24 protein-coding genes are annotated in these 22,472 nt (G+C 68.0%); 13 read left to right on the forward strand and 11 right to left on the reverse strand.

Features of this window, described 5'->3' with window-relative positions; all coding sequences use genetic code 11:
- Positions 1-8: 8 nt before the first annotated feature.
- Entirely contained in the window at positions 9-1,502 is a 1,494-nt protein-coding gene (gene sufB / locus DTPSY_RS11750; RefSeq protein ID WP_015913746.1) for a Fe-S cluster assembly protein SufB, read from the reverse strand.
- 151 nt (positions 1,503-1,653) lie between these two features.
- Positions 1,654-2,373, reverse strand: coding sequence for an ArsR/SmtB family transcription factor (locus tag DTPSY_RS11755; protein WP_015913747.1), 720 nt, complete (start codon positions 2,371-2,373; stop codon positions 1,654-1,656).
- 108 nt (positions 2,374-2,481) lie between these two features.
- Between DTPSY_RS11755 and DTPSY_RS11760 the strand changes: the two genes are divergently transcribed.
- From DTPSY_RS11760 to murI, 10 genes are all read left to right on the forward strand, one after another.
- The gene (locus DTPSY_RS11760) at positions 2,482-2,835 is read left to right on the forward strand and encodes an NIPSNAP family protein (protein ID WP_011806012.1); all 354 of its coding nucleotides are present in this window, start codon (positions 2,482-2,484) and stop codon (positions 2,833-2,835) included.
- On the forward strand, positions 2,832-3,236 hold the full coding sequence (locus tag DTPSY_RS11765) for an antibiotic biosynthesis monooxygenase family protein (protein ID WP_015913748.1): 405 nt from the start codon (positions 2,832-2,834) through the stop codon (positions 3,234-3,236). The genes DTPSY_RS11760 and DTPSY_RS11765 overlap by 4 nt, the downstream gene beginning before the upstream one ends.
- Before the next feature lie 129 nt (positions 3,237-3,365).
- A complete protein-coding gene (gene rpsU, locus DTPSY_RS11770) occupies positions 3,366-3,578 on the forward strand; it encodes a 30S ribosomal protein S21 (protein ID WP_007833691.1) in 213 nt (70 codons plus the stop codon).
- Positions 3,579-3,675: 97 nt separating this feature from the next.
- On the forward strand, positions 3,676-4,137 hold the full coding sequence (locus DTPSY_RS11775) for a GatB/YqeY domain-containing protein (protein ID WP_015913749.1): 462 nt from the start codon (positions 3,676-3,678) through the stop codon (positions 4,135-4,137).
- 338 nt (positions 4,138-4,475) lie between these two features.
- Positions 4,476-5,570, forward strand: a complete 1,095-nt coding sequence (locus DTPSY_RS11780) for a tartrate dehydrogenase (RefSeq protein WP_015913750.1) — start codon at positions 4,476-4,478, stop codon at positions 5,568-5,570.
- A gap of 203 nt (positions 5,571-5,773) precedes the next feature.
- Entirely contained in the window at positions 5,774-6,046 is a 273-nt protein-coding gene (locus DTPSY_RS11785) for a metal/formaldehyde-sensitive transcriptional repressor (protein ID WP_015913751.1), read from the forward strand.
- A complete protein-coding gene (dmeF, locus tag DTPSY_RS11790; RefSeq protein ID WP_015913752.1) occupies positions 6,043-7,020 on the forward strand; it encodes a CDF family Co(II)/Ni(II) efflux transporter DmeF in 978 nt (325 codons plus the stop codon). The genes DTPSY_RS11785 and dmeF overlap by 4 nt, the downstream gene beginning before the upstream one ends.
- Before the next feature lie 11 nt (positions 7,021-7,031).
- A complete protein-coding gene (locus DTPSY_RS11795) occupies positions 7,032-7,676 on the forward strand; it encodes a DUF938 domain-containing protein (RefSeq protein ID WP_015913753.1) in 645 nt (214 codons plus the stop codon).
- Between the two features lie 25 nt (positions 7,677-7,701).
- Positions 7,702-8,133 (forward strand): GFA family protein, encoded by a 432-nt coding sequence (locus tag DTPSY_RS11800; RefSeq protein ID WP_015913754.1) that lies wholly within the window; start codon positions 7,702-7,704, stop codon positions 8,131-8,133.
- Positions 8,134-8,236: 103 nt separating this feature from the next.
- Positions 8,237-9,112 carry a glutamate racemase gene (gene murI / locus DTPSY_RS11805; protein WP_015913755.1) on the forward strand — a complete coding sequence of 292 codons (876 nt, stop codon included), beginning with the start codon at positions 8,237-8,239 and terminating at the stop codon, positions 9,110-9,112.
- Positions 9,113-9,179: 67 nt separating this feature from the next.
- On the opposite strand, the gene DTPSY_RS11810 is transcribed toward murI, so the two are convergent.
- The 5 genes from DTPSY_RS11810 to DTPSY_RS11830 form a co-directional block, all read right to left on the reverse strand.
- Entirely contained in the window at positions 9,180-9,698 is a 519-nt protein-coding gene (locus DTPSY_RS11810) for a M48 metallopeptidase family protein (RefSeq protein WP_015913756.1), read from the reverse strand.
- A 66-nt stretch (positions 9,699-9,764) separates the two neighbouring features.
- Positions 9,765-10,751, reverse strand: coding sequence for a Bug family tripartite tricarboxylate transporter substrate binding protein (locus DTPSY_RS11815; protein ID WP_041839045.1), 987 nt, complete (start codon positions 10,749-10,751; stop codon positions 9,765-9,767).
- A gap of 51 nt (positions 10,752-10,802) precedes the next feature.
- The gene (locus tag DTPSY_RS11820) at positions 10,803-11,804 is read right to left on the reverse strand and encodes a Bug family tripartite tricarboxylate transporter substrate binding protein (protein ID WP_015913758.1); all 1,002 of its coding nucleotides are present in this window, start codon (positions 11,802-11,804) and stop codon (positions 10,803-10,805) included.
- Positions 11,805-11,841: 37 nt separating this feature from the next.
- On the reverse strand, positions 11,842-12,816 hold the full coding sequence (locus DTPSY_RS11825) for a hydroxymethylglutaryl-CoA lyase (RefSeq protein ID WP_015913759.1): 975 nt from the start codon (positions 12,814-12,816) through the stop codon (positions 11,842-11,844).
- Positions 12,813-14,033 (reverse strand): CaiB/BaiF CoA transferase family protein, encoded by a 1,221-nt coding sequence (locus tag DTPSY_RS11830; RefSeq protein WP_015913760.1) that lies wholly within the window; start codon positions 14,031-14,033, stop codon positions 12,813-12,815. Before DTPSY_RS11830 ends, DTPSY_RS11825 begins: the two co-directional genes overlap by 4 nt.
- Positions 14,034-14,153: 120 nt before the next feature.
- Between DTPSY_RS11830 and DTPSY_RS11835 the strand changes: the two genes are divergently transcribed.
- From DTPSY_RS11835 to efp, 3 genes are all read left to right on the forward strand, one after another.
- Positions 14,154-15,053: a LysR family transcriptional regulator gene (locus DTPSY_RS11835; RefSeq protein WP_015913761.1), complete on the forward strand. Its 900-nt coding sequence runs from the start codon at positions 14,154-14,156 to the stop codon at positions 15,051-15,053.
- On the forward strand, positions 15,050-16,162 hold the full coding sequence (gene earP, locus DTPSY_RS11840) for an elongation factor P maturation arginine rhamnosyltransferase EarP (protein WP_015913762.1): 1,113 nt from the start codon (positions 15,050-15,052) through the stop codon (positions 16,160-16,162). The genes DTPSY_RS11835 and earP overlap by 4 nt, the downstream gene beginning before the upstream one ends.
- Positions 16,163-16,328: 166 nt before the next feature.
- On the forward strand, positions 16,329-16,883 hold the full coding sequence (gene efp / locus DTPSY_RS11845; protein WP_011806028.1) for an elongation factor P: 555 nt from the start codon (positions 16,329-16,331) through the stop codon (positions 16,881-16,883).
- Positions 16,884-16,997: 114 nt separating this feature from the next.
- Here the strand turns inward: efp and DTPSY_RS11850 are convergent, their stop codons facing one another.
- The 4 genes from DTPSY_RS11850 to ppsA all read right to left on the reverse strand — a co-directional run bounded on the left by DTPSY_RS11850 (position 16,998) and on the right by ppsA (position 22,411).
- Entirely contained in the window at positions 16,998-17,465 is a 468-nt protein-coding gene (locus tag DTPSY_RS11850) for a hypothetical protein (RefSeq protein ID WP_015913763.1), read from the reverse strand.
- A 137-nt stretch (positions 17,466-17,602) separates the two neighbouring features.
- Entirely contained in the window at positions 17,603-19,690 is a 2,088-nt protein-coding gene (locus tag DTPSY_RS11855; protein WP_015913764.1) for a VC_2705 family sodium/solute symporter, read from the reverse strand.
- Positions 19,683-20,000, reverse strand: coding sequence for a DUF4212 domain-containing protein (locus DTPSY_RS11860; RefSeq protein WP_015913765.1), 318 nt, complete (start codon positions 19,998-20,000; stop codon positions 19,683-19,685). The genes DTPSY_RS11855 and DTPSY_RS11860 overlap by 8 nt, the downstream gene beginning before the upstream one ends.
- A 20-nt stretch (positions 20,001-20,020) precedes the next feature.
- Complete coding sequence (ppsA, locus tag DTPSY_RS11865) at positions 20,021-22,411, reverse strand: phosphoenolpyruvate synthase (protein WP_011806032.1); 2,391 nt, start codon at positions 22,409-22,411, stop codon at positions 20,021-20,023.
- Between the last annotated feature and the right edge of the window lie 61 nt (positions 22,412-22,472).

Here is a 22,472-nt window from a genome sequence, read left to right on the forward strand (position 1 = left end):
TTGTCATCTCAACCCACCGCGCCTTCCAGCGACACGGCAAGCAGCGCCTTGGCTTCCAGCGCGAATTCCATGGGCAACTCTTCCAGCACCGCCTGGCAAAAGCCGCCGACGATGAGGGCCGTGGCCTCCTGCGGGTCGATGCCGCGCTGCTGGCAATAGAACAGGCGCTCCTCCGAGATGCGCGTGGTGGTGGCCTCGTGCTCCACCACGGCATCGCTGCGCGCGGTGTCCACGTAAGGGAAGGTGTGGGCGCCGCAGTCGGGCCCGATGAGCAACGAGTCGCACTGCGTGTGGTTGCGCGCGCCGGCGGCACCGGGGTTCACGCGCACCAGGCCGCGGTAGCTGTTGTGCGCGTGGCCTGCGCTGATGCCCTTGGAGACGATGCGGCTGGTGGTGTTCTTGCCCAGGTGGATCATCTTGGTGCCGGTGTCCGCCTGCTGGAAGTGGTTGGACACGGCGATCGAGTGGAACTCGCCGTTCGATTCGTCGCCGCGCAGCACCACGCTCGGGTACTTCCAGGTGATGGCCGAGCCGGTCTCGATCTGCGTCCAGGCGATGCGCGAGCGCCTGCCGGCCGCCAGGCCGCGCTTGGTCACGAAGTTGTAGATGCCACCCACGCCGTTCTCGTCGCCGGGGTACCAGTTCTGCACAGTGGAGTATTTGATGAACGCGTCGTCGTGCGCGATCAACTCCACCACTGCGGCGTGCAACTGGTTCTCGTCGCGCTGCGGGGCGGTGCAGCCCTCCAGATAGCTGACCGAACTACCCTCCTCGGCAATGATCAGCGTGCGCTCGAACTGCCCCGTGTTCTGCGCGTTGATGCGGAAGTAGGACGACAGCTCCATGGGGCACTTCACGCCCTTGGGGATGTAGACAAAGGAGCCATCGGAAAACACCGCCGAGTTCAGCGCGGCGTAGAAGTTGTCGCCCTGCGGCACCACAGTGCCCAGGTATTTCTCGACCAGCTCCGGGTGGTTCTGCACCGCATGCGAGAACGAGCAGAAGATCACGCCCACCTCGGCCAACTGCTCGCGGAAGGTGGTGCCCACCGAGACCGAGTCGAACACCGCGTCCACCGCCACGCCCGCCAGGCGGGCGCGCTCGTGCAGCGGCACGTTGAGCTTCTCGTAGGTCTCCAGCAGCTTGGGGTCCACCTCGTCCAGGCTCTTGGGTGCGTTTTTGAGCGACTTGGGTGCCGAGTAGTAGCTCAGCGCCTGAAAATCGATGGGCTCGATCTTCAGGTGCGCCCAGTCGGGCAGCTCCATCGCACGCCAGCGCTCGAAGGCCGCCAGCCGCCAGTCCAGCAAAAACTGCGGCTCGCGCTTCTTGCGCGAGATGGCGCGGATGGTGTCCTCGTCCAGGCCCGGCGGCAGGGAATCGGACTCGACGTCGGTGACGAAACCGTGCTGGTACGGGCGCTGCAGCGCCTGCTCCAGCGCGGGCGCCTGCGGCGCCTCGCGACCGGCGACGGGCGCATCGAGGATGGCGGGTTGTGAGGACATGACCGTGGGGCGGAGTTTTAATATTCATATGTTATGAATCTTTTAAAAATCCGCCAAACCCGCATGCGGTCCCTGCACCCGCATCAGGGGTTTACCGGCTCGCCGCTTCGGGCGGGCAGCGGCTTGCCGTCAGGCCAGCCACCACCCCCGGTCAGCCGGTCACCTCGCCCCAGCGCACCACGCCCAGCCAGTTGCGCAGCGCCACCACGCCGGGCGGCGTGATCTCCAGCGCGCGCGATGCCTGCGCGCGCCGCAGCCAGCCGCGCTCCAGGCAATGCACGCACAGCAGCGCCCCCAGGCGCCCGGCCATGTGGGGGCGGCGCTCACTCCAGTCCAGACAGGCCCGGCACGGCGGGCGCCGCGCGGCGCCTGCGGCCAGTGCGTCCTGCGCGGCCAGCCCCAGCGGTGCCAGCACAGCCTGCGCCCGGCCGGTCACCCGCCCACCCGCATCGTCATCGAAGACGATGGCACCCTCCTCCAACAGGTGCGCGGCGATGGCCACGCCCAGGCGGCCGGCAATATGGTCATAGCAGGTACGCGCCTGGCGCAGCGCCGCGTCGCGCGGGCCCACGACCACGGGCCGCGACGCCGTCGCCTGCCGCACGGCCAGCTGCATCAGCCCTTCCAGCAAATGCGCCACCTCGGGCGAAGCCAGGCGGTGGTACCGATGGCGCCCCTGGCGTTCCAGCACCAGCAGCCCGGCCTCCACCAACAGGCCGAGGTGGCGGCTGGCCGTGGCGGCAGACACGCGCCCAGCCTCGGCCAATTCACGTGCCGTGAGGGCGCGTCCGTCCATCAGCGCGACCAGCATGGCGGTGCGTGCCGGCTCGCCCACCAGGGCCGCGACATGCGCAATCTGGTTGGTGTTCATGCGCGCAGTGTGCCGCAGCCAGCCCGGCGCACGCTTCGCTCCAGGACGAAACATCGGCCGTGCGACGGCCGGCACCATGGACGCATCCACCCACCACAGGAGCACGCCATGCCCATCACCTGTTTCATCCGCTACGAGATCGACCCTTTTCAGCGCGAGGCCTTCCGCGCCTATGCCGAAGCCTGGGGGCGCATCATCCCGCGCTGCGGCGGCCACCTGCTGGGCTACTTTCTGCCCAGCGAGGGCACCAATTACGAGGCTTGGGGCCTGATCGCCTTCGCCAGCCTGGCCGACTACGAGGCCTACCGCGCCCGGCTCAAGGCCGACCCCGAGGGCCGCGCCAACTTCGAGATGGCGCAGCGCCAGCGCTTCATCCTGCGCGAGGAACGCAGCTTCACCGAGGCAGTGGCGGGCACCCTCGCGCGCCCCGCATCGCCCACCACCACGCAGGCCCAGCCATGATCGCCGTCATCTTTGAAGTGCAGCCGAGCAGCAACGGCCGCCAGGCCTACCTGGACCTGGCGGCAGACCTGCGCGCCGCGCTGCAGGCCATCGACGGCTTCATTTCCGTGGAGCGCTTCGAGAGCCTGTCCACGCCAGGCAAGCTGCTGTCGCTGAGCTTCTGGCGCGACGAAGAGGCCGTGGCCCGCTGGCGCGCGTTGCCGCAGCACCGCCAGGCCCAGGCGACGGGCCGCGCAGGCGTGTTTGCCGACTACCGGCTGCGCGTGGCCACCGTGCAGCGCGACTACGGCCTACATGCGCGAGGAGAGGCACCCGCCGACTCGCGCGCCTGCCATGCGCCGCGGCCTGTGCCCAACCCCGCGCCGGGCAGCCGCTTGCCCGGCAGCGCAGAGCCGTTATAATGCTCGGCTCTGCTGGCATGACCCCGTCGGCCGGATACTAGTTACAGACGGGGAAAACCGCCGTATATGGCTTTTGGGCCCGATCTTCCCGAAAACCCGCTAGCGGCACCTATTGGAAAACATTAGCTAATGACGACCATTCGTGTAAAAGAAAACGAACCCTTTGACGTGGCCCTGCGCCGCTTCAAGCGCACCATCGAAAAGCTGGGCCTGCTGACCGACCTGCGCGCCCGTGAGTTCTACGAAAAGCCCACCGCCGAGCGCAAGCGCAAGAAGGCTGCCGCCGTGAAGCGCCACTACAAGCGCGTGCGCAGCATGCAGCTGCCCAAGAAGCTGTACTAAGCACAGCCCGGCGTTGACACCAGACGCCACAAAACCCGCGCTAGGGACGCCAAGCGCGGGTTTTTTGTTTTCTACACCGTTTGACTGGAGAAACACCATGAGCCTCAAGGACCAGATCACCGAAGACATGAAAACCGCCATGCGCGCCAAGGACAGCGAGCGCCTGGGCACCATCCGCCTGCTGCAGGCCGCCATGAAGCAAAAGGAAGTGGACGAGCGCATCACGCTGGATGACGCGGCCATCGTGGCCATCGTGGACAAGCTGATCAAGCAGCGCAAGGACAGCATCACCGCCTTCGAGGGCGCGGGCCGCCAGGACCTGGCCGACAAGGAAAAGGCCGAAATGGCCGTGCTGCAGGCCTACCTGCCCGAACGCATGTCGGCCGACGAAGTGGCTGCCGCCGTGAAGGCCATCGTGGCCGAAGTCGGCGCAGAACTGGGCAAGACGGTGGGCCCCGGCGACATGGGCAAGGTAATGGGCGTGGTCAAGACCCGCCTGTCCGGCAAGGCCGACATGGGCCAGGTGTCGGCCGCCGTGAAGGCCGCGCTGAGCAGTTAATTGCCACTATGCTATTCATAGCTGCTTGCGCTTGATCTGTCTCGATCACAGACCAATTTGGCATTGAGTCCATTCGCTGGCAAGCGCTGGTAGCTATCGTTTTTGCTGCGCCGCACACGCCCCGCTCAACAGCCGCTCGGACACCCACAGACCTGACTGCTGGCAGACCGCTGGGCTGCGCGGGGCACGGCCCCGCGTTGGGCTTCCCCCGCCATTCCGTGCGCAGCGGCGGCAAACGTCCTGCCAACGTCACGAAAGACGCAGACACGGGCGCGCGCATTGAACAGACGCTCTCCTCGGTGAACAATGGCGGGCTTACATCGTTTGAAAAGCCACCCATGCAGCAGCAACACACCCACAAGATCGCCGTGATCGCCGGAGACGGCATCGGCAAGGAAGTCATGCCCGAAGGCCTGCGCGCCGTGCAGGCCGCCGCCTGGCGCTTCGGTCTGAACCTGGAACTGCACACCTTCGACTGGGCGCATTGCGACTATTACGCCCGGCACGGCCAGATGATGCCCGACGACTGGAGGGCGCAGCTGTCGGGCATGGATGCGATCTTCTTCGGCGCTGTGGGCTGGCCGGCGACCGTACCCGATCACATCTCGCTGTGGGGTTCGCTGCTGAAGTTCCGCCGCGAGTTCGACCAGTACATCAACCTGCGCCCCGTGCGTCTGTTCGAGGGCGTGCCCTGCCCGCTGGCCGGCCGCAAGCCCGGCGATATCGACTACCTCGTGGTGCGCGAGAACACCGAGGGTGAATACACGTCGCTGGGCGGCATCATGTACGAGGGAACGGACCGCGAGATCGTGATCCAAGAGTCGGTCTACTCGCGCCACGGCGCCAACCGCCTGCTGAAGTTCGCCTTCGACCTGGCGCAAAGCCGCCCGCGCAAACACGTGACGCTGGCCACCAAAAGCAACGGCATCGCCATCAGCATGCCCTGGTGGGACCAGCGCGCCGACGATGTCGCCAAGGGCTACCCCGAAGTCACGCTGGACAAGCAGCACATCGACATCCTCACCGCGCGCTTCGTGCTGCAGCCCGGCCGCTTCGACGTGGTGGCCGCCACCAACCTGTTCGGCGACATCCTCTCCGACCTGGGGCCCGCCACCACCGGCACCATCGGCCTGGCGCCGTCCGCTAACCTCAACCCCGAACGCACCTTCCCCAGCCTGTTCGAGCCCGTGCACGGCTCGGCGCCCGACATCTATGGCCAGAACATCGCCAACCCGATCGCCATGATCTGGTCCGGTGCGCTGATGCTGGACTTCCTGACCCACGGCCAGGGCGCGGGGCGGCAGGCCCACGATGCCATCGTTGCGGCCATCGAAGAGATCATCAAAAGCGGCCCGCGCACGCCAGACCTGGGCGGTGCGGCAAGCACCACGCAGGTGGGCGAGGCCATCGCCGCGCGCATCGCGCACGGGTAACCACTGCCCGCATGGCGCGGCATGTTTCCGTCAACGGACTTACGCTATTGATTAAATAGCATGCAGCGCTTATCCATCAAGCGCTGCGGTCCATTTCAACAATATATTGCGCAAGCGCCCGCTGCGCGCAATGGCCGCATTCCCGCCGCGGTCCGCCCGGCCGGGTTAGTATAGCCCCCCACACTATATTTTCGAGTCATTCCATGTCCCACACCCACGGGCAAAAAGACAAGCTGATCGCACGCGTGCGGCGCATCAAGGGCCAGATGGAGGGTATCGAGCGCGCCCTGGAGGGTGACGCCGCGTGCGCAGAAGTGCTGCGGCAGCTCGCTTCGGCACGCGGCGCCATGAATGGTCTGACCACCGAAGTCATGCTGGGCCACCTGCAGGCTCATGTGGTGGACGCCGGCACCGATGCCGAGCGCCGCACCGGCGGCGAAGAAATGATGGACATCCTGCGCTCGTACCTGAAATGACTTCCTCCACCCTGCACACTGCGGGCGCGGCGCCCGCACCCTTCCCCGCCGACCATCACCACGTCTTCCTGGGCGCAGAGCACCAGCGCAACGAGCGGCGTGTGTGGCTCGTGATCGCGCTGACGGCCGGCATGATGGTCGCCGAGATCCTGGCGGGCAAGCTGTATGGTTCGATGGCCCTGGTGGCCGACGGCTGGCACATGTCCACGCACGCCGGTGCCATGCTGATCACGGCGCTGGCCTATGGGTATGCACGCCGCCATGCGGCCAACCCACGCTTCTCGTTCGGCACCGGCAAGATGGGCGACCTGGCCGGCTTCGCCAGCGCCGTGGTGCTAGCCATCGTGGCGCTGCTCATCGCGTGGGAGAGCTTCCTGCGGCTGACCAACCCCGTGCCCATCCGCTTCGAGCAGGCGATCGCCGTGGCGGTGATCGGCCTGGTGGTGAACCTGGTGTCCGCCCGGCTGCTGCATGGCGGACATGGGCACCACCACCATGGCCACGATCACGGGCATGACCATCACCACGCCGACCACGATCACGGCCGCCATGGCCACGACAACAACCTGCGCGCGGCTTACCTGCATGTGCTGGCCGACGCGCTGACCTCCGTGCTGGCCATCGCGGCGCTGCTCGTGGGGCGCAGCTACGGCTGGCTCTGGGCCGACCCGGCCATGGGCGTGGTGGGCGCGCTGGTGATCGCCCGCTGGTCCTGGGGGTTGATCCGTGACGCCGGCAGCGTGCTGCTGGATGCGCCAGCCGAAGGGCCGCAGGTCCGCCAGGAGATCGAGGACATCCTCGCCGCCACGGGCGACACGCTGAAAGACCTGCACGTCTGGCAAATCGGCCCGGGCCATTTTGCTGCCATCATCTCCGTCGCCTCGGCCACGCCGCAGCCCGCGCAGCACTACAAGGCCCTGCTGCTGCCGGTGCACGAGCTGTCGCACGTCACCGTGGAAGTACAGGCGTTTTGAGCACACATGCCATGAATCACCCTCCCCTGCCGTTTTCCCAGGCCTGCGAAAACAACCAGGCGCCCATCTTCGCCGTGCTGCAGCAGGCCTTCGCCGACCGGCGCCATGTGCTGGAAATCGGCTCGGGCACGGGCCAGCACAGCGTGTATTTCGCGCCGCGCCTGCCCCACCTGGTGTGGCAGACCAGCGACCTGGCGGACAACCACGCAGGCATACGCGCCTGGCATGCGCAGCACCCGGCGCCCAACCTGCGCCCGCCGCTGCTGCTGGACCTGGCGCACAGCGATTGGCCGCAGGGCGAACCTGGCAGCGGGCCGTTCGACGCGGTATTCAGCAGCAACACCGCGCACATCGTGCCCTGGCCGTTGGTGCAGCGGCTGTTCGCGCTGGCCGGTGCCCACCTGCCTGGCGGCGGCGTGCTGGCGCTGTACGGCCCCTTCAACTACGGCGGCACCTACACCAGTGACAGCAACCGCGCCTTTGATGCCTGGCTGCGCCAGCGCGACCCGCACAGCGGCATCCGCCACTTCGAGGACATCGTGGCCCTGGCGGCACAGCACGGCCTCGCGCTCGCGCACGACCACGCCATGCCCGCGAACAACCGGCTGCTGGTGTTCCACCGCACGGCCGCCCCGGCAGATCCTGCCGTAGAGTGACGCCAACACACCCTCGCCGTCTGCCATGAACCCATCCGAGCCGCTGCACCACGGCGCCTGCCTCTGCCAGGGCGTGCGCTTCACGATCCGCGGGCCGCTGGCCCCGATCCAGATCTGCCACTGCGCGCAGTGCCGCCGCGCGCAGGGCAGCGCGTTTGCCGCCAACCTGCCGGTGGACGTGGAGCGGCTGCAGTTCCAGGCCGGCCAGGACCTGCTGCGGCGCTTCGAGTCCTCCCCCGGCAAGCGGCGCGTGTTCTGCGGCGTCTGCGGTTCGCCGGTCTTGAGCGAGCGCGACAGCCTGCCCGGCGTGGTGCGCATCCGCGCAGGCCTGCTGGACGAGCCCGTGGCGGCGGAGCCGGCATTCCACATGCATGTGGCCTCGCGCTGCAGCTGGTGGCCCCTCCAGGACGACCTACCCCAGCACCCGCAGGGGTACGTACCGCCCGGCGCGGCCTAGAGCGCGCCCCTGCAGCCCGGCCGCCGCACGGGCATACTGGAGGCCCGTGCGCCGCCGCCCCCTCCTGGCGGTTCCCTTCCCCCGATTTCTTGCCACGCCTTCCATGACATCGCCCCTTGCCGCCCGGCCCATTGGTGTGTTCGACAGCGGCATTGGCGGCCTGAGCGTGCTGCAGGCGCTGCGCCACGAACTGCCGCACGAGCATTTCGTCTACCTGGCCGACAGCGGCAACGCTCCCTACGGCGACGCCAAGGGCGACGCCTTCGTGCAGCAGCGCACCTTGGCCATCGCCCGCTGGCTGCGCGAACACCACGGCATCAAGGCGCTGGTGGTGGCCTGCAACACGGCCACCGCCGCCGCGGTGGAACAACTGCGCGCCGCCCTGCCCGACCTGCCCGCCATCGGGGTGGAGCCGGCGCTCAAGCCCGCCGCCGCCAGCAGCCAGACGCACCACGTGGGCGTGCTGGCCACGCGCGGCACGGTGGGCAGCGCGCGCTTTCAGCGCCTGCGCGATGGGCATTCGGCCGGCACGCGCTTTTCGGTGCAGCCTTGCGACGGCCTGGCGCGCGCCATCGAGCAAAGCACCGAGGAGCCGCTGCCCGCCGCCGCATCCATGGCAAAAATAGAAGCGCTTTGCGTCCAGTACACGGGCGCGCTGGGCACTTTTGGCTTGAAAACGGGCGAGATCGACACGCTGGTGCTGGGCTGCACCCACTACGTGTTCGCCAAGGACATGCTGCGCGCCCTGGTGGGGCCGGATGTGCAGATCATCGACACAGGTGCGCCCGTGGCGCGCCAGACCCGGCGCATCCTCGACCAGACCCACGCCCTCGCACCCGAGCACGCGGTGGATGGCGCGCCCGCCGCGCCGGGGCATATCCAGCTCTACACCACCGGCCAGTTGGCCGCGCTGCAGTCGGCAGCCGAACGCTGGCTACAGTTGCCCGCGCAGTACTGCGCGGCGCTGCAGATCGACTGATATTTAAGCCAAAATGGGCCGTAGCGCTTACCTATCAAGCGCTGGCAGCTATTTTTTCAATAGCATTTCACCACAGCAGCTCACCGCCCGCGTCCAGGTGCGTGAGGTACAGGCGCAGGTCGAACTCGAACTGGTGGTACTGCGGCTCCATGTGGGTGCACAGCTGGTAGAAGGCTTTGCCATGGTCTTTCTCGCGCAGGTGGGCCAGCTCGTGCACGACGATCATGCGCAGGAACTCGTCGGGCGTCTGCTTGAACAGCGCGGCCACGCGGATCTCATGCCGCGCCGCCAGCCGCCCGCCCTGCACCCGCGTGCGGTGGGTGTGCAGCCCCAGCGCATGGCGCACCACGTGGATCTTGCTGTCGAACAGCACCTTGTTCACCGTGCCCGCGTTGCGCAGGTGGCGCGCCTTGAATTCCTGGGCGTAGTCGTACAGCGCCTTGTCGCTGCGCACCGCGTGGCCCTCAGGGTACTTGCGCTGCAGCAGCGCCCCCAGTTGGCCCTGCGCCAGCAGCGCATGGGCCTGGGCCTGCAGCGCGGGCGCGTAGGCCCGCAGGTAGGGCAGATCGAGAGGGGCTGTCGTCATCAGGGCGCCGGACGACGGCACCGGGCGTGCCGCCGCATTCCAAAGGGCGCCCAGTGTAGGGCGGATTTATTCCGCCTCGATCTTGGAGCTCTTGATCACGCCCGCCCAGTTGGCGAAGTCGCTCTTCACGCGCTCGCCCAGCTGCTGCGGGCCCTGGTAGTCGGCCGCGGCACCCTGTTCCTGCGCCTTCTTGCGGAAGGCCGGGTCTTCCACCACCTTCTTCATGTCGGCGGCCAGCTTGTCGATGACCGGCTTGGGCACGCCTGCGGGCGCAAACAGCGCGAACCACGAGGTGGCGTTCACGCCCGGGTAGCCGGCCTCGGCCGTGGTGGGGGCGTCGGGCAGGCTGGCCAGGCGCTCCTTGCCGGTCACGGCCAACACGCGCAGCTTGCCGGCGGCAATGTGGGGCATGAACGGCGGAGCGGTGCCGAAGGTCAGGTCCACCTGGCCGCCCAGCAGGTCCTGCAGCGCGGGGCCCGTGCCCTTGTAGGGCACGTGCACCATCTTGATGCCGCCCTGCTGCTCCAGCATGGCGCCGGTCACGTGCTGCAGCGAGCCGTTGCCCGACGAGGCGTAGTTGAGCTTGCCGGGGTTGGCCTTGGCGTAGGCCACCAGCTCGGCCATGGTCTTCACGGGCAGGCCGTCGCGCACCACGATGATCTGCGGCGCCGAGATCACGTTGGCGATGGGCTGAAAATCCTTCTGATCCCACTGCGGTGCCTTGGCAAGATGGGGCGAGATCACGTGGTAGCCCGAGTACTGCATGAGCAGCGTGTAGCCATCGGGCTCGGCGCGCTTGACGATGTTGGCCGCGATGGCGCCGTTGCCGCCCCCCTTGTTGTCCACCACCACCGACTGGCCCAGCACCGGCGCCAGCGCCTGCGCGGCCATGCGGGCCGAGATGTCGGTGGTGCCGCCGGCGGCGGCCGGCACGACGAAGGTCACCGTGCGCGACGGGTAGCCGCCCTGCGCCCAGGCCGTGGACAGCGCCAGGGGCGCCAAAGCCGCCAGCGCCAGTGCGCCGAAATATTTGCGTGTGATGCGCGTGGTCATCATGGGTTGTGTCTCCTTGTTGAAAGTTGTGCGAAATCGGGGGTGAAAGCATCAGTCCACGGTGGCGCCGGTGTCCTTGACCACGCGCGCCCACTTGGGCAGGTCGGACTGCACCAGCGCACCCAGCTGGGCGGACGTGCCCTTGAACGGCTCGCAGCCCACGACGGCGAGCTTGTCCACCACATCCTTGTGGTCCAGCGCGCGTGCCACTTCGGCCTGCAGCCGCTCGACGATGGGCGCGGGCGTGCCCGCCGGGGCGAACATGGCGTACCAGGGTGCCTGGGCGAAGCCCTTGAGCGTTTCGCCGATGGTCGGCACGTCGGGCAGCGCGGCAACGCGCTTTTCGTTCACCACGCCCAACACCTTGAGCTTGCCCGCCTTGATGAAGGCGATCGACGAGGGCAGGCTCTGCACCGACAGCGGCACCTGCCCGCCCGCCACGTCGGTGGCGGCCGCCGCCGAGCCCTTGTAGGGAATGTGCTGCAACTGGATGCCCGCGGCCTTTTGCAGCAACTCACCGATCAGATGGTTGAGCGTGCCATTGCCAGCCGAGGCGATGGCGTACTTGCCGGGGCTGGCCTTGGCCAGCCGGATCAGGTCCGCCACGTTGTTGCCCGGAAACGAAGGATGCGCCACCAGCACATAGCCGGCGGTGGCGACGGGCGCCACGGGCTCGAAATCCTTGACGGCGTCGAACCCCGGGTTCTTGTAGAGCGCCGGGCCGATCACGTGCGCGCTGTCGGCCGTGACCAGCAGCGTGTAGCCATCGTGCTTGGCACGTGCCAGGGCCGCCGTGGCCAGCGTGCCGCCCGCGCCGGGGCGGTTGTCCACCACCACGCTCTGGCCCATCTGCTCGCTCAGGCGCTGCGCCAGCACGCGCGCAATCGCGTCGTTGGCGCCGCCCGCGGCCTGCGGCACCACCAGGGTGATGGGTTTGGAGGGGTACTTGTCCTGCGCGGCGGCGCCCAGGGGGGCGCTGCACAGCAGGACGCCCACAGCGGCCCCAAAGGCCAGCGCGGCCCTGCGGCCGTGGGATGCAGTGGTCAAAGGCATGGGGTTGTCTCCTGTCGTTATGGATGTGCGGTGAAAGCTACCGCGCCAGCGCACGCTCGCGGATTGCGTCGAAGCCGGCCGGCACCGGATGCAGGTCCAGCCGGCACCCCGCCTTCACGATCTGGCTGGGCACCTCGTGGCCGATCAGCGCGGGCAGGCGGGCCGCAGTGGCGATCAGCGCCGGCAGATCAATGCCCGTGTCGTAACCCATGAGCTGCAGCGCATGCACCACTTCTTCGGTGCATACATTGCCCGTGGCACCCGGCGCATAGGGACAGCCACCCAGGCCGCCCAGCGATGCGTCAAAGCGCTGCGCCCCCACATCGATGGCCGCCAGCACATTGGCCAGGCCCATGCCGCGCGTGTTGTGAAAGTGCAGCGTGAAGGCCATGCCCGGCCAGCGCGCGCGCGCAGCGGCCACCACCTGCCCCACCTGCGTGGGAAAGGCCATGCCCGTGGTGTCGCACAGCGTGATGCCCGCAACGCCCAGGTCGGCGAAGCGCTGCACATGCTCCCACACGGCGTCCAGCGCCACGTCGCCCTCCATGGGGCAACCGAACACGCACGACAGCGACACGTTCACCGGCACCTGCGCCGCCTGCGCCATGGTGATCACCTGTGCCAGTGCCGCGAACGACTGCGCGCGCGTCATGCGCAGGTTGGCGAGGTTGTGCGTCTCGCTGACGGACATGACCAGGTTCAGCTCGTCGGTGCGCGACTCGATGGCGCGCTCCGCGCCGCGCGCGTTGGGCACCAGCGCGGTGTAGGTCACGCCGGGGCGGCGCTCGATCTCGCGCATCACCACCTCGGCGTCGCGCAGCGCGGGGATGGCCGTGGGCGAGGTGAACGAGGTCACCTCGATTTTGGACAGGCCCGCGTGGGACAGTGCATTCACGAGCGCGATCTTGTCCTCGGTCGGCACGAACTGCGCCTCCATCTGCAGGCCGTCGCGCAGGCCCACGTCGCACAGCTCGATGCGCCGCCCGGCGCCGTTCCACACGCTGGTCGTCATTGGATCACTCCCTTGCTGCGTAGCAGCGCGATCTGCTCGGCCGTCAGCCCCGCCTCGGCCAGCACGGCATCGGTGTCGTCCCCCAGGCGCGGCGCGCTGGTGCGGATGGTGCCCGGCGTGGCCGAGAGCTTGGGCACGATGCCCGGCACCTGCAGCTCGTAGCCGTCGCGCGTGCGCTGCGTGAGCAGCATGTCTCGCGCCTGGTAGTGCGGGTCCTCGGCGATGTCCTTGGCGGTATAGACCTTGCCCGCGGGCACGCGTGCGGCGGCCAGCAACTCCATCACTTGCGCCACGGTGCGCTCGGCGGTCCAGCGGCCAATGGCGGCGTCGATCTCGGCCACGCGCGCCACGCGGCCGGCGTTGTCGGCCAGTTGCGGGTCATCGGCCAGATCCTGGCGGCCGATGGTGGCCATCAGGCGCTTGAAGATGCTGTCGCCGTTGCCGGCCACCAGCACCCAGCCGTCCTGGCAGGGGTAGGCGTTGCTCGGCGCAATGCCCGGCAGCGCGCTGCCCGCGGCCTCGCGCACGGCGCCAAAGGCGCTGTACTCGGGGATCAGGCTTTCCATGCAGTTGAACACCGCCTCGTGCAGGGCCACGTCGATCACCTGGCCCGCGCCGCCGTTCACCTTGCGGTGGTACAGCGCCATCATCACGCCGATGGCGCCGTGCAGCGCGGCCAGCGTGTCACCGATCGAGACGCCCACGCGCACCGGCACGCGGCCGGGCTCGGCCGTGAGGTGGCGCAGGCCGCCCATGGCCTCGCCGATCACGCCAAAGCCCGGCAGGTCGCGGTACGGCCCGGTCTGCCCGTAGCCCGAGATGCGCAGGATGACCAGGCCCGGGTTGAGGGCGTGCAGCGCCTCGGGCGACAGGCCCCAACCCTCCAGCGTGCCGGGACGGAAGTTCTCGATGAGCACGTCGGCTTCGGCAATCAGGCGGCGCGCGATGTCCTGCGCCTCGGCCTGGCGCAGGTCCAGCGCCACCGACTTCTTGTTGCGCGACTGCACCTGCCACCACACGGAGGTGCCCTCCTTGATGAGGCGCCAGTTGCGCAGGGGGTCGCCCGCGCCCACGGCCTCGATCTTCACCACATCGGCGCCGAACTCGCCCAATGTCTTGCCGCAGAACGGCCCGGCGATGAGCTGGCCCATTTCGATCACGCGCACGCCGGCCAGTGCCGCGGGCGTGGGGGCAGCGGTGTAGTACTTGGGGGTCATATGTCTCCTGCAATCCAGGCGGCATGATGCGGCGCCCCGGCCGGGCCGCAAAACGCTCAAGCGCGAAGCTGCCATCGCAAACCGGCATGGCCCGCCGCCGCCGCAGTACCATCGCCGCCCATGAAGCTCGACCCGGTCTCCCTGCGCCTGTTCGTCGCGGTGATGGAGGAAAACGCCATCGCCCGCGCCGCCGCGCGCGAACACATCGCGCCCTCCGCCGCCAGCCGCCGCCTGGCCGAGCTGGAGGACGCGCTGCGCGTGGAGCTGTTCACCCGCAGCAACCGCGGCACCGAGCCCACGGCCGCGGCCTACGCCCTGCTGCACCTGGCGCGCGGCGTGCTCAACGACCTGGACGGCATCGCCACGCAGATGCAGGACTTTCGCGCCGGCGTGCGCGGCCACGTGCGCGTGGTGGCCAACATCTCGGCCATCACGCAGTTCCTGCCGGGCGAACTGCAGCGCTTCATGGCCGCGCATCCGCAGGTCGATGTGCGGCTGCAGGAGCAGATCAGCACCGCCGTGGCGCAATCGGTGGCCGAGAACGCAGCCGACGTGGGCATCCTCAACCACGGCAGTTATGGCGAGCGCGTGACCCTGCTGCCCTACCGCGAGGACGAGCTGGTCCTCATCGTCCCCACGGGCCATGCGCTGGCACGCCGCCGCAGCGTGCGCCTGGCAGACGCCCTGGCCTGCGACTTTGTGGGCATGCATCCGGGCAGCGCCATCAACAACCTGCTCACACGCGCCGCGGCCGAGCAGGAGATGCCCCTCAAGCTGCGCATCCAGGTCACGAGCTATGACGCCCTGTGCCTGATGGTGTCCGCCGGTCTGGGCGTGGCCGTGCTGCCGCGCGGCAGCGCCCAGATCTACCGCGGCACGCTGGCCCTGCGCGCCATCACGCTGGATGAGCCCTGGGCACGGCGGCGGCTGTCGCTGTGCGTGCGCTCGGAGGAGTCGCTGTCCAGCGTCGCACGCTTGCTGGTGGACCACCTGCGCGCCGGCGCCCAGGAGGCGCCATGACGAAGGCCACGGCCCACCTGCGCTGGGACATCTTTTGCCAGGTGATCGACAACTTTGGCGACATCGGCGTGTGCTGGCGCCTGGCGGCCGATCTGGGCAGCCGCGGCCACCGCGTGCGCCTGTGGGTGGATGACGCCAGCGCTCTGGCCTGGATGGCGCCGCAGGGCGCACCTGGCGTACAGGTGCTGCCCTGGCCCATGCAGGCGCCCGCAGACGGGCCTGGCGACGTGGTGGTGGAGGCCTTCGGCTGCGAGATTGCTCCGCAATTCATAGCTGCCATCGCTCACCACACAAACGCCACAGGCCCAAAACCCTTATGGATCAACCTGGAGTACCTGTCGGCCGAGGCCTATGTGGAACGCTGCCACCGGCTGCCGTCTCCGCTCATGAGCGGCCCGGGGGCAGGCCTGACACGCTGGTTCTACTACCCCGGCTTCACCGAGCGCACGGGCGGCCTGCTGCGTGAGCCAGACCTGCTGGCGCGCCAGGCCGCGTTCGACCGCACCGCCTGGCGCGCCGGCCACGGCATCGGGGCAGATGAAGTCGCCATCTCGCTGTTCTGCTACGAACCACCCGCCCTGCCCCAGCTGCTGGCGCAATGGCAACCGCGCAGCGACGTGCGGCTGCTGGTCACGCCCGGACGTGCCACGGCGGCCGTACGCCAATGGCAGCAGCAGTTTGAGAGTCAAAAAAGCCTCCAAGGCTCATACAGCAAGCGCGAGCAGCTATCAATTTCATATCTTCCACCCTGCCCTCAGCCGGCCTTTGACGAAATGCTCTGGGCCTGCGACCTGAACTTCGTGCGCGGCGAGGACTCACTGGTGCGCGCCCTGTGGGCGGGCCAGCCGTTCGTGTGGCAGATCTATCCGCAGCACGACGATGCGCACCACGCCAAGCTACTGGCCTTCCTGGACTGGCTGCACGCACCAGCGTCGCTGCGGCGCTGGTCGGCCCTCTGGAACGGTCTGGAGACTCGCAGCGAGTTGCCGCCGCTGGACGCGGCCACCCTGGGCGAATGGCGCGCATGTATACAGTCCGCGCGTGCGCGGCTGCTGGCACAGCAGGATTTATTGACCTTACTACTAGGGTTTGTGGCGGAGAAAAGCTAGAATCCCCGGTTTTGCGCCATTCGAAGGCGGCACTCGCGTGCCCAGCCGGCGCCCCCGCCGCGGAACATGCGCCGGGGTGGAAGGCGGCCCAGTTCACGCAAACGCCTGGGCCACGCCCGCCCGCCCCGACTTGTGGAGCGGTCAACCTTTCCTTCCCAAGCAAGCCATGAAAATCGCTCAAGAAATCCGCGCCGGCAACGTGATCATGCAGGGCAAAGACCCCATGATCGTGCTGAAGACCGAATACGCCCGCGGCGGCCGCGGCGCCGCTACCGTGCGCATGAAGCTGAAGGCGCTCCTGTCCAACATGGGCACCGAAGTCGTCTTCAAGGCCGACGACAAGATCGACAACGTGATCCTGGACAAGAAGGAGTGCACCTACTCCTACTTCGCCGACCCGATGTACGTGTGGATGGACGCCGAGTACAACCAGTACGAAGTGGAAGCCTCCAACATGGGCGATGCCATCAGCTACCTCGAAGACGGCATGGCGGCCGAAGTGGTGTTCTACGACGGCAAGGCCATCTCCGTGGAACTGCCCACCAGCGTGGAGCGCGAGATCACCTGGACCGAACCCGCCGTGAAGGGCGATACGTCCGGCAAGGTGCTCAAGCCCGCGAAGATCGCCACCGGCTTCGAAGTGGCCGTGCCGCTGTTCGTGGACCAGGGCGACAAGATCGAGATCGACACGCGCACGGGCGAATACCGCAAGCGCGTCTAAGAACACCTTGCGTCCGGCTGCGGACGCTGTTCATGCAAGGGGAGCGTGTCATGCACGCTCCCTTTTTTATTGAGGACTGGGTGGGTCCGGCAGGGGCCACGCCCAGCGCCGCATTCACGCGAACAACGCCCTCTCCAGCCTGGTGTACTTGGCGTCTCCCACGGCCTCGCGGATCTTGGGAGCCAGCGCCGCCAGATCCTCATACCCGGCAGCCCCCTCGACCGCCAGATTCAGGCGGAAGCCCTTCAGCCCAAGGCTGGCGGTAAGTTCGGTAGCGATCGGGTAGGCGGCCTGATAGCGCTCGCGCTGCGTGCGCCCCGTGCCATCGACCTGCACCTCGGCGCCGTCCGCCGGCGCTGCGGCCGCGGCTGCCGGCGCTCCCGGTCCGCTCTCCAGCAACCCCTGGTCGATCATGAGCTGCACGTCCTCGCGCGAGATGCCCATGGCCGCCGTGGCCGTCAGCACCTGGTCCAGGGTGCGCTTGCCGTCGAACAGGATGAAGGCTGAGCGCTGGCGCGGCGACAGCGCACCCTGGCGATCCTTCAGCGCCAGTTGCCCAGCCGGTGTCTTCACGAGAATCATGCCCACCTCTTCGCTTGGTACGTGATGGAAAAGCGGCATGGAACGCCGCACGGGATCAGCGTGGCACGAATGTGACCATTTGTGAATGAGGTCAAACCGCAGGTCGCCGTGGGCGCGCAGCCGCGGGGCGCGGCGCGCTACAGCCCGTCCGCGGGAGCCGGCCGCACGCGGCCCGGCCGCGTGGCCAGGCTGACGCTCCACGCCACAGCCAGACCCACCGGCACGCCGAAGACCCCGGCCGAAATCGGATGGATGCCGAACCACAGGCCATCGACGAGCAGCGCGGAAGGCACCCAATCGCGCACGCTGTCCACCTGCGCCAACAGGTAATACACCGTGACAGACAGGCCGGCGAGCATGCCGGCTACCGCGCCCTGGCGCGTAGTACCGCGCCAGAAGATGCCCATCACCATCGCGGGCACGAAGGCCGATGCGGCGATGGAAAACGACGCCGACACCATGGGCAGGATTTCGGACGGCTTGAGCGCCGCCACGAACGCCGCGGACAGCGCCACGGAGAGCAGCGTGAACTTGGTCAGGATCACCCGCTGCTCGGGCGACGCCTTGCGGCGCGTTTCCTGGTGGTACAGGTCGCGCACCAGCGCGTTGCTGATGGTGAGCAGCAGGCCGTCGGCAGTGGACAGCGCAGCGGCCAGCCCGCCCGCGGCCACCAGGCCGGAGATCACGTAGGGGAGCCCGCCGATCTCGGGCGTGGCCAGCATGATGAGGTCGGCTCCGAAGCGGATTTCGCCGAACTGCACGATGCCGTCGCCGTTCACGTCCTCCACGGACAGCAGCGACGCGTCCACACGCGCCCATTGCGCCATCCAGTTGGGCAGTTGGTCGAAGCTGCTGCCCACGAGGTTGTTCATGACCTCGAACTTCACCAGCACGGCGAGCGCCGGCGCACTCAGGTACAGCAGTGCGATGAAGAACAGCGACCACGCGACCGACGCGCGCGCACCCGCCACCGAGGGCACCGTGTAGTAGCGCGTCAGCAGGTGCGGCAGGCCGGCCGTTCCCACCATCAGGCAGAACATCAGCGCCAGGAAGTTGCGGCGCGCATCGTCGAAGGTCTGGCGCTCCTGCGGGGTGCCCTGCGGATCGCCCGCAAACGCCTGGCTGTGGCGCGGCAAGCCGCCCATGGCGCGGGCGCGCTCATAGTTGTCGCGCATCTCGCGCGTCCAGCGATCGCGCGCGGCAGCCTCGTCGCGCGGCATGGAGGCCAAATCCCGGCTGGCGGCCACGATCAGCCCCACGTCGGCGTTCTGGGCGCGCAGGCGCTGGATGCGCTCGCGCGCCGCTTCGCGCTCACGCGCGAGTGCGGCGGGCACGTCGGCCAGTCGCGTCTTGTAATCCTCGGCGCGCTGCAGGTAGGCCGCGACCACGTCTTGCTCGACCTCCGAGGCCAGCAGCCCGCCCTCCAGCGTGGTGATCTTGCCGATCTGTGCCCCCGCCACCACCGGTGCAACGGGGTTGCCGAGCTGCTTGTACGCCAGCCACGACACGGGGATCAGGAACGCCAGCAGGATGACGATGTACTGCGCCACCTGCGTCCAGGTGATGGCGCGCATCCCCCCCAGGAACGAGCACAGCAGCACGCCGCCCAGGCCGAGCATGATGCCGATCTCGAACTGCACCCCGGTCAGGCGCGAGGCGATCAGCCCCACGCCGTAGATCTGCGCCACCACGTAGGTGAAAGAGCACAGCACGGCCGACAGGGCCGCGATGATGCGTGGCCAGCGCCCGCCAAAACGCACCTGGAAGAAGTCCGGAACGGTGTAGAGGTTCATCGCCCGCAGGTGCGGCGCGATGAGCATGGCCACGAGCACGAAGCCGCCCGTCCAGCCCAACAGATAGGCCAGCCCGCCCGGCTGCTCCGGCGTGCCCGAGAAGCCCTGCAGATACAGCGCGCCCGACAGGCTGATGAACGAGGCCGCACTCATCCAGTCCGCGGCGGCGGCCATGCCGTTGTAGAACGGCGGAATGCGGCGGCCCGCCACGTAGTATTCGTCCGCATCCGTGGTGCGGCCGTACACGCCGATGGCGGCGTAGGCCATCACGGTGAGAAACAGGAAGATGGGGCCAATCCACTGGCGCGACAGCCCGCGCTGCTCGGCCCAGGCCATCAGGGCCACGAACCCCAGCAGCCCTGCGATGTACAGCGCCACGATGCGGTTCAGGCGCGCCATGTAGCTGCGCCCCTCGCCGCCGCGTTCAATCATGGGGTGGGGCTGTGGCAGCGTTGCGCTGCGCCGCCATGTCCTGCCGTTCGAAGTAGCTCATGGCGGTACAGTAAACGCAGACGATGCCAATGAACATGAGGACTGCCCCCTGGGAGGCAATCCAGTAGCTCAACGGCCACGGGCCCACCAGGAATTGCAGGTCGCGCGCGAAGTAGCCGGTGCCGAACGACACCAGCACCCACACGAGCAGCAGGCCCGCCTTCAGCCACAGGTGGCGTGCATCGTGCAGGTCGGGGGCAAAAGGCGCCCCCTCGATCTCTTCCTGCGTGAGCGACCGGCGGTGGGGCATGGCCTGCGGCTGCGGCGCGGTCAGCGCGCCAGTTGCTGCCAGGTATCGATCACGCTGTCAGGATTCAGCGAGATCGACGTGATGCCCTCACGCGCCAGCCACTGGGCAAAGTCGGGATGGTCGCTGGGGCCCTGCCCGCAGATACCGATGTACTTGCCCTGCGCGCGGCACGCCTTGATGGCCAGGTGGATCAGCGCCTCCACGGCCGGGTCGCGCTCGTCAAAGTCGGCGGCCAGCAGTTCCAGGCCCGAGTCGCGGTCCAGGCCCAGGGTGAGCTGGGTCAGGTCGTTGGAGCCGATGGAGAAGCCGTCGAAGTACTCCAGGAAGCGCTCGGCCAATATCGCGTTGCTCGGGATCTCGCACATCATGATGAGCTTGAGCTCGTTCTCGCCGCGCTGCAGGCCGTGCTGTGCCAACAGCTTGGTGACGCGCTCGGCCTGGCCCAGCGTACGCACGAAGGGCACCATGACCTGCACGTTGGTCAGGCCCATGTCGTTGCGCACGCGCTTGATAGCCTCGCACTCCATGGCGAAGGCCTCGCCGAAGTCCTGGCTCACGTAGCGCGCTGCGCCACGGAAGCCCAGCATGGGGTTCTCTTCCTCGGGCTCGTAGCGGCTGCCGCCGATGAGCTTGCGGTACTCGTTGGACTTGAAATCCGACAGGCGCACGATGACGGGCTTGGGCCAGAACGCGGCGGCGATGGTCGCCACGCCCTCGGCCACCTTGTCCACGTAGAACGCGCGCGGGCTGGCATGGCCGCGCGCCACGCTCTCCACGGCCTTCTTCAGGTCGGCATCCACGGCGGGGTAGTCCAGGATGGCCTTCGGGTGCACGCCAATGTTGTTGTTGATGATGAACTCCAGGCGCGCCAAGCCCACGCCTTCGTTGGGCAATTGGGCGAAGTCGAAGGCCAGTTGCGGATTGCCCACGTTCATCATGATCTTGGTGGAGATGGGCGGCATCTCGCCGCGCTGCACCTCGGTCACCTCGGTCTCGAGCAGGCCGTCGTAGATACGGCCGGTGTCGCCCTCAGCGCAGCTCACGGTGACCAGCGTGCCGTCCTTGAGCACGTCGGTGGCGTGGCCGCAGCCCACCACGGCCGGAATGCCCAGTTCGCGCGCAATGATGGCCGCGTGGCAGGTGCGCCCGCCCCGGTTGGTCACGATGGCGCTGGCGCGCTTCATCACCGGCTCCCAGTTGGGGTCGGTCATGTCGGTGACCAGCACGTCACCGGGCTGCACCTTGTCCATCTCGGCGATGTCGTTGACCAGTCGCACCGGGCCGGTGCCGATCTTCTGTCCGATGGCGCGGCCTTCGGCCAGCACCGGGCCGTGGCCCTTGAGCTTGAAGCGCTGCTCGGCCTGGCCCTTGGCCTGGCTCTTCACCGTCTCAGGGCGCGCCTGGAGGATGTAGAGCTGGCCATCAGTGCCGTCCTTGCCCCACTCGATGTCCATGGGGCGGCCGTAGTGCTGCTCGATCACCAGCGCGTAGTGGGCCAACTGCTCGATCTCGGCGTCGGTCAGCGAGTAGCGATTGCGCAGCTCGGTTGCCACCTCGGTGGTCTTCACCAGCTTGCCGCTGGCGGCCTTTTCCTGCGCCGTGGAGAACACCATCTGGATCAGCTTGGAGCCCAGGTTGCGGCGGATCACGGCCTGCTTGCCGGCCTGGAGCATGGGCTTGTGCACGTAGAACTCGTCGGGGTTCACGGCGCCCTGCACCACGGTTTCGCCCAGGCCGTAGCTCGAGGTGATGAACACCACGTCCTCAAAGCCGCTTTCCGTGTCGATGGTGAACATCACCCCGGCCGCGCCCAGGTCGGAGCGCACCATGCGCTGCACGCCCGCCGACAGGGCCACCACGTCATGGGCAAAACCCTTGTGCACGCGGTAGGAGATGGCGCGGTCGTTGTACAGCGACGCGAACACTTCCTTCATCTTGTGCAGCACGGCTTCGATGCCCACCACGTTCAGGAAGGTCTCCTGCTGACCGGCAAAGGAGGCGTCGGGCAAGTCCTCGGCCGTGGCGGAGGAGCGCACGGCGAAGCTGGCCTGGTCGTTACCCGCCGACAGCGCGGCAAATGCCTCGCGCACGGCCTTTTCCAGGTCGGCAGGGAACGGCTGGTTTTCCACCCAGCCGCGAATCTCGGCGCCGGCCTCGGCCAGCGCGCGCACGTCGTCCACGTCCAGCGCGGCCAGGCGCTGGCTGATGCGGTCGTGCAGGCCTTCGTACTTGAGGAACTCGCGGAACGCATGCGCGGTGGTGGCGAAGCCCGTGGGCACGCGCACCCCCTGGGGCAGTTGGGAGATCATCTCGCCGAGGGAGGCGTTCTTGCCGCCAACGACCTCGACGTCGCTCATTCTCAGGTTCTCAAACGGTACGACCAGGGCGGTCGCCTCGAAACGTGCAGACATGGGAAAGCTCCAGAGTTTAAAAACCGGTCTGCGCCCACCGTCGCGTCAAGGGAAGGAGGGC

Origin of the sequence: [Acidovorax] ebreus TPSY (assembly GCF_000022305.1) — a bacterium.
GTDB classification, from domain to species: Bacteria; Pseudomonadota; Gammaproteobacteria; order Burkholderiales; family Burkholderiaceae_C; genus Diaphorobacter; species Diaphorobacter nitroreducens.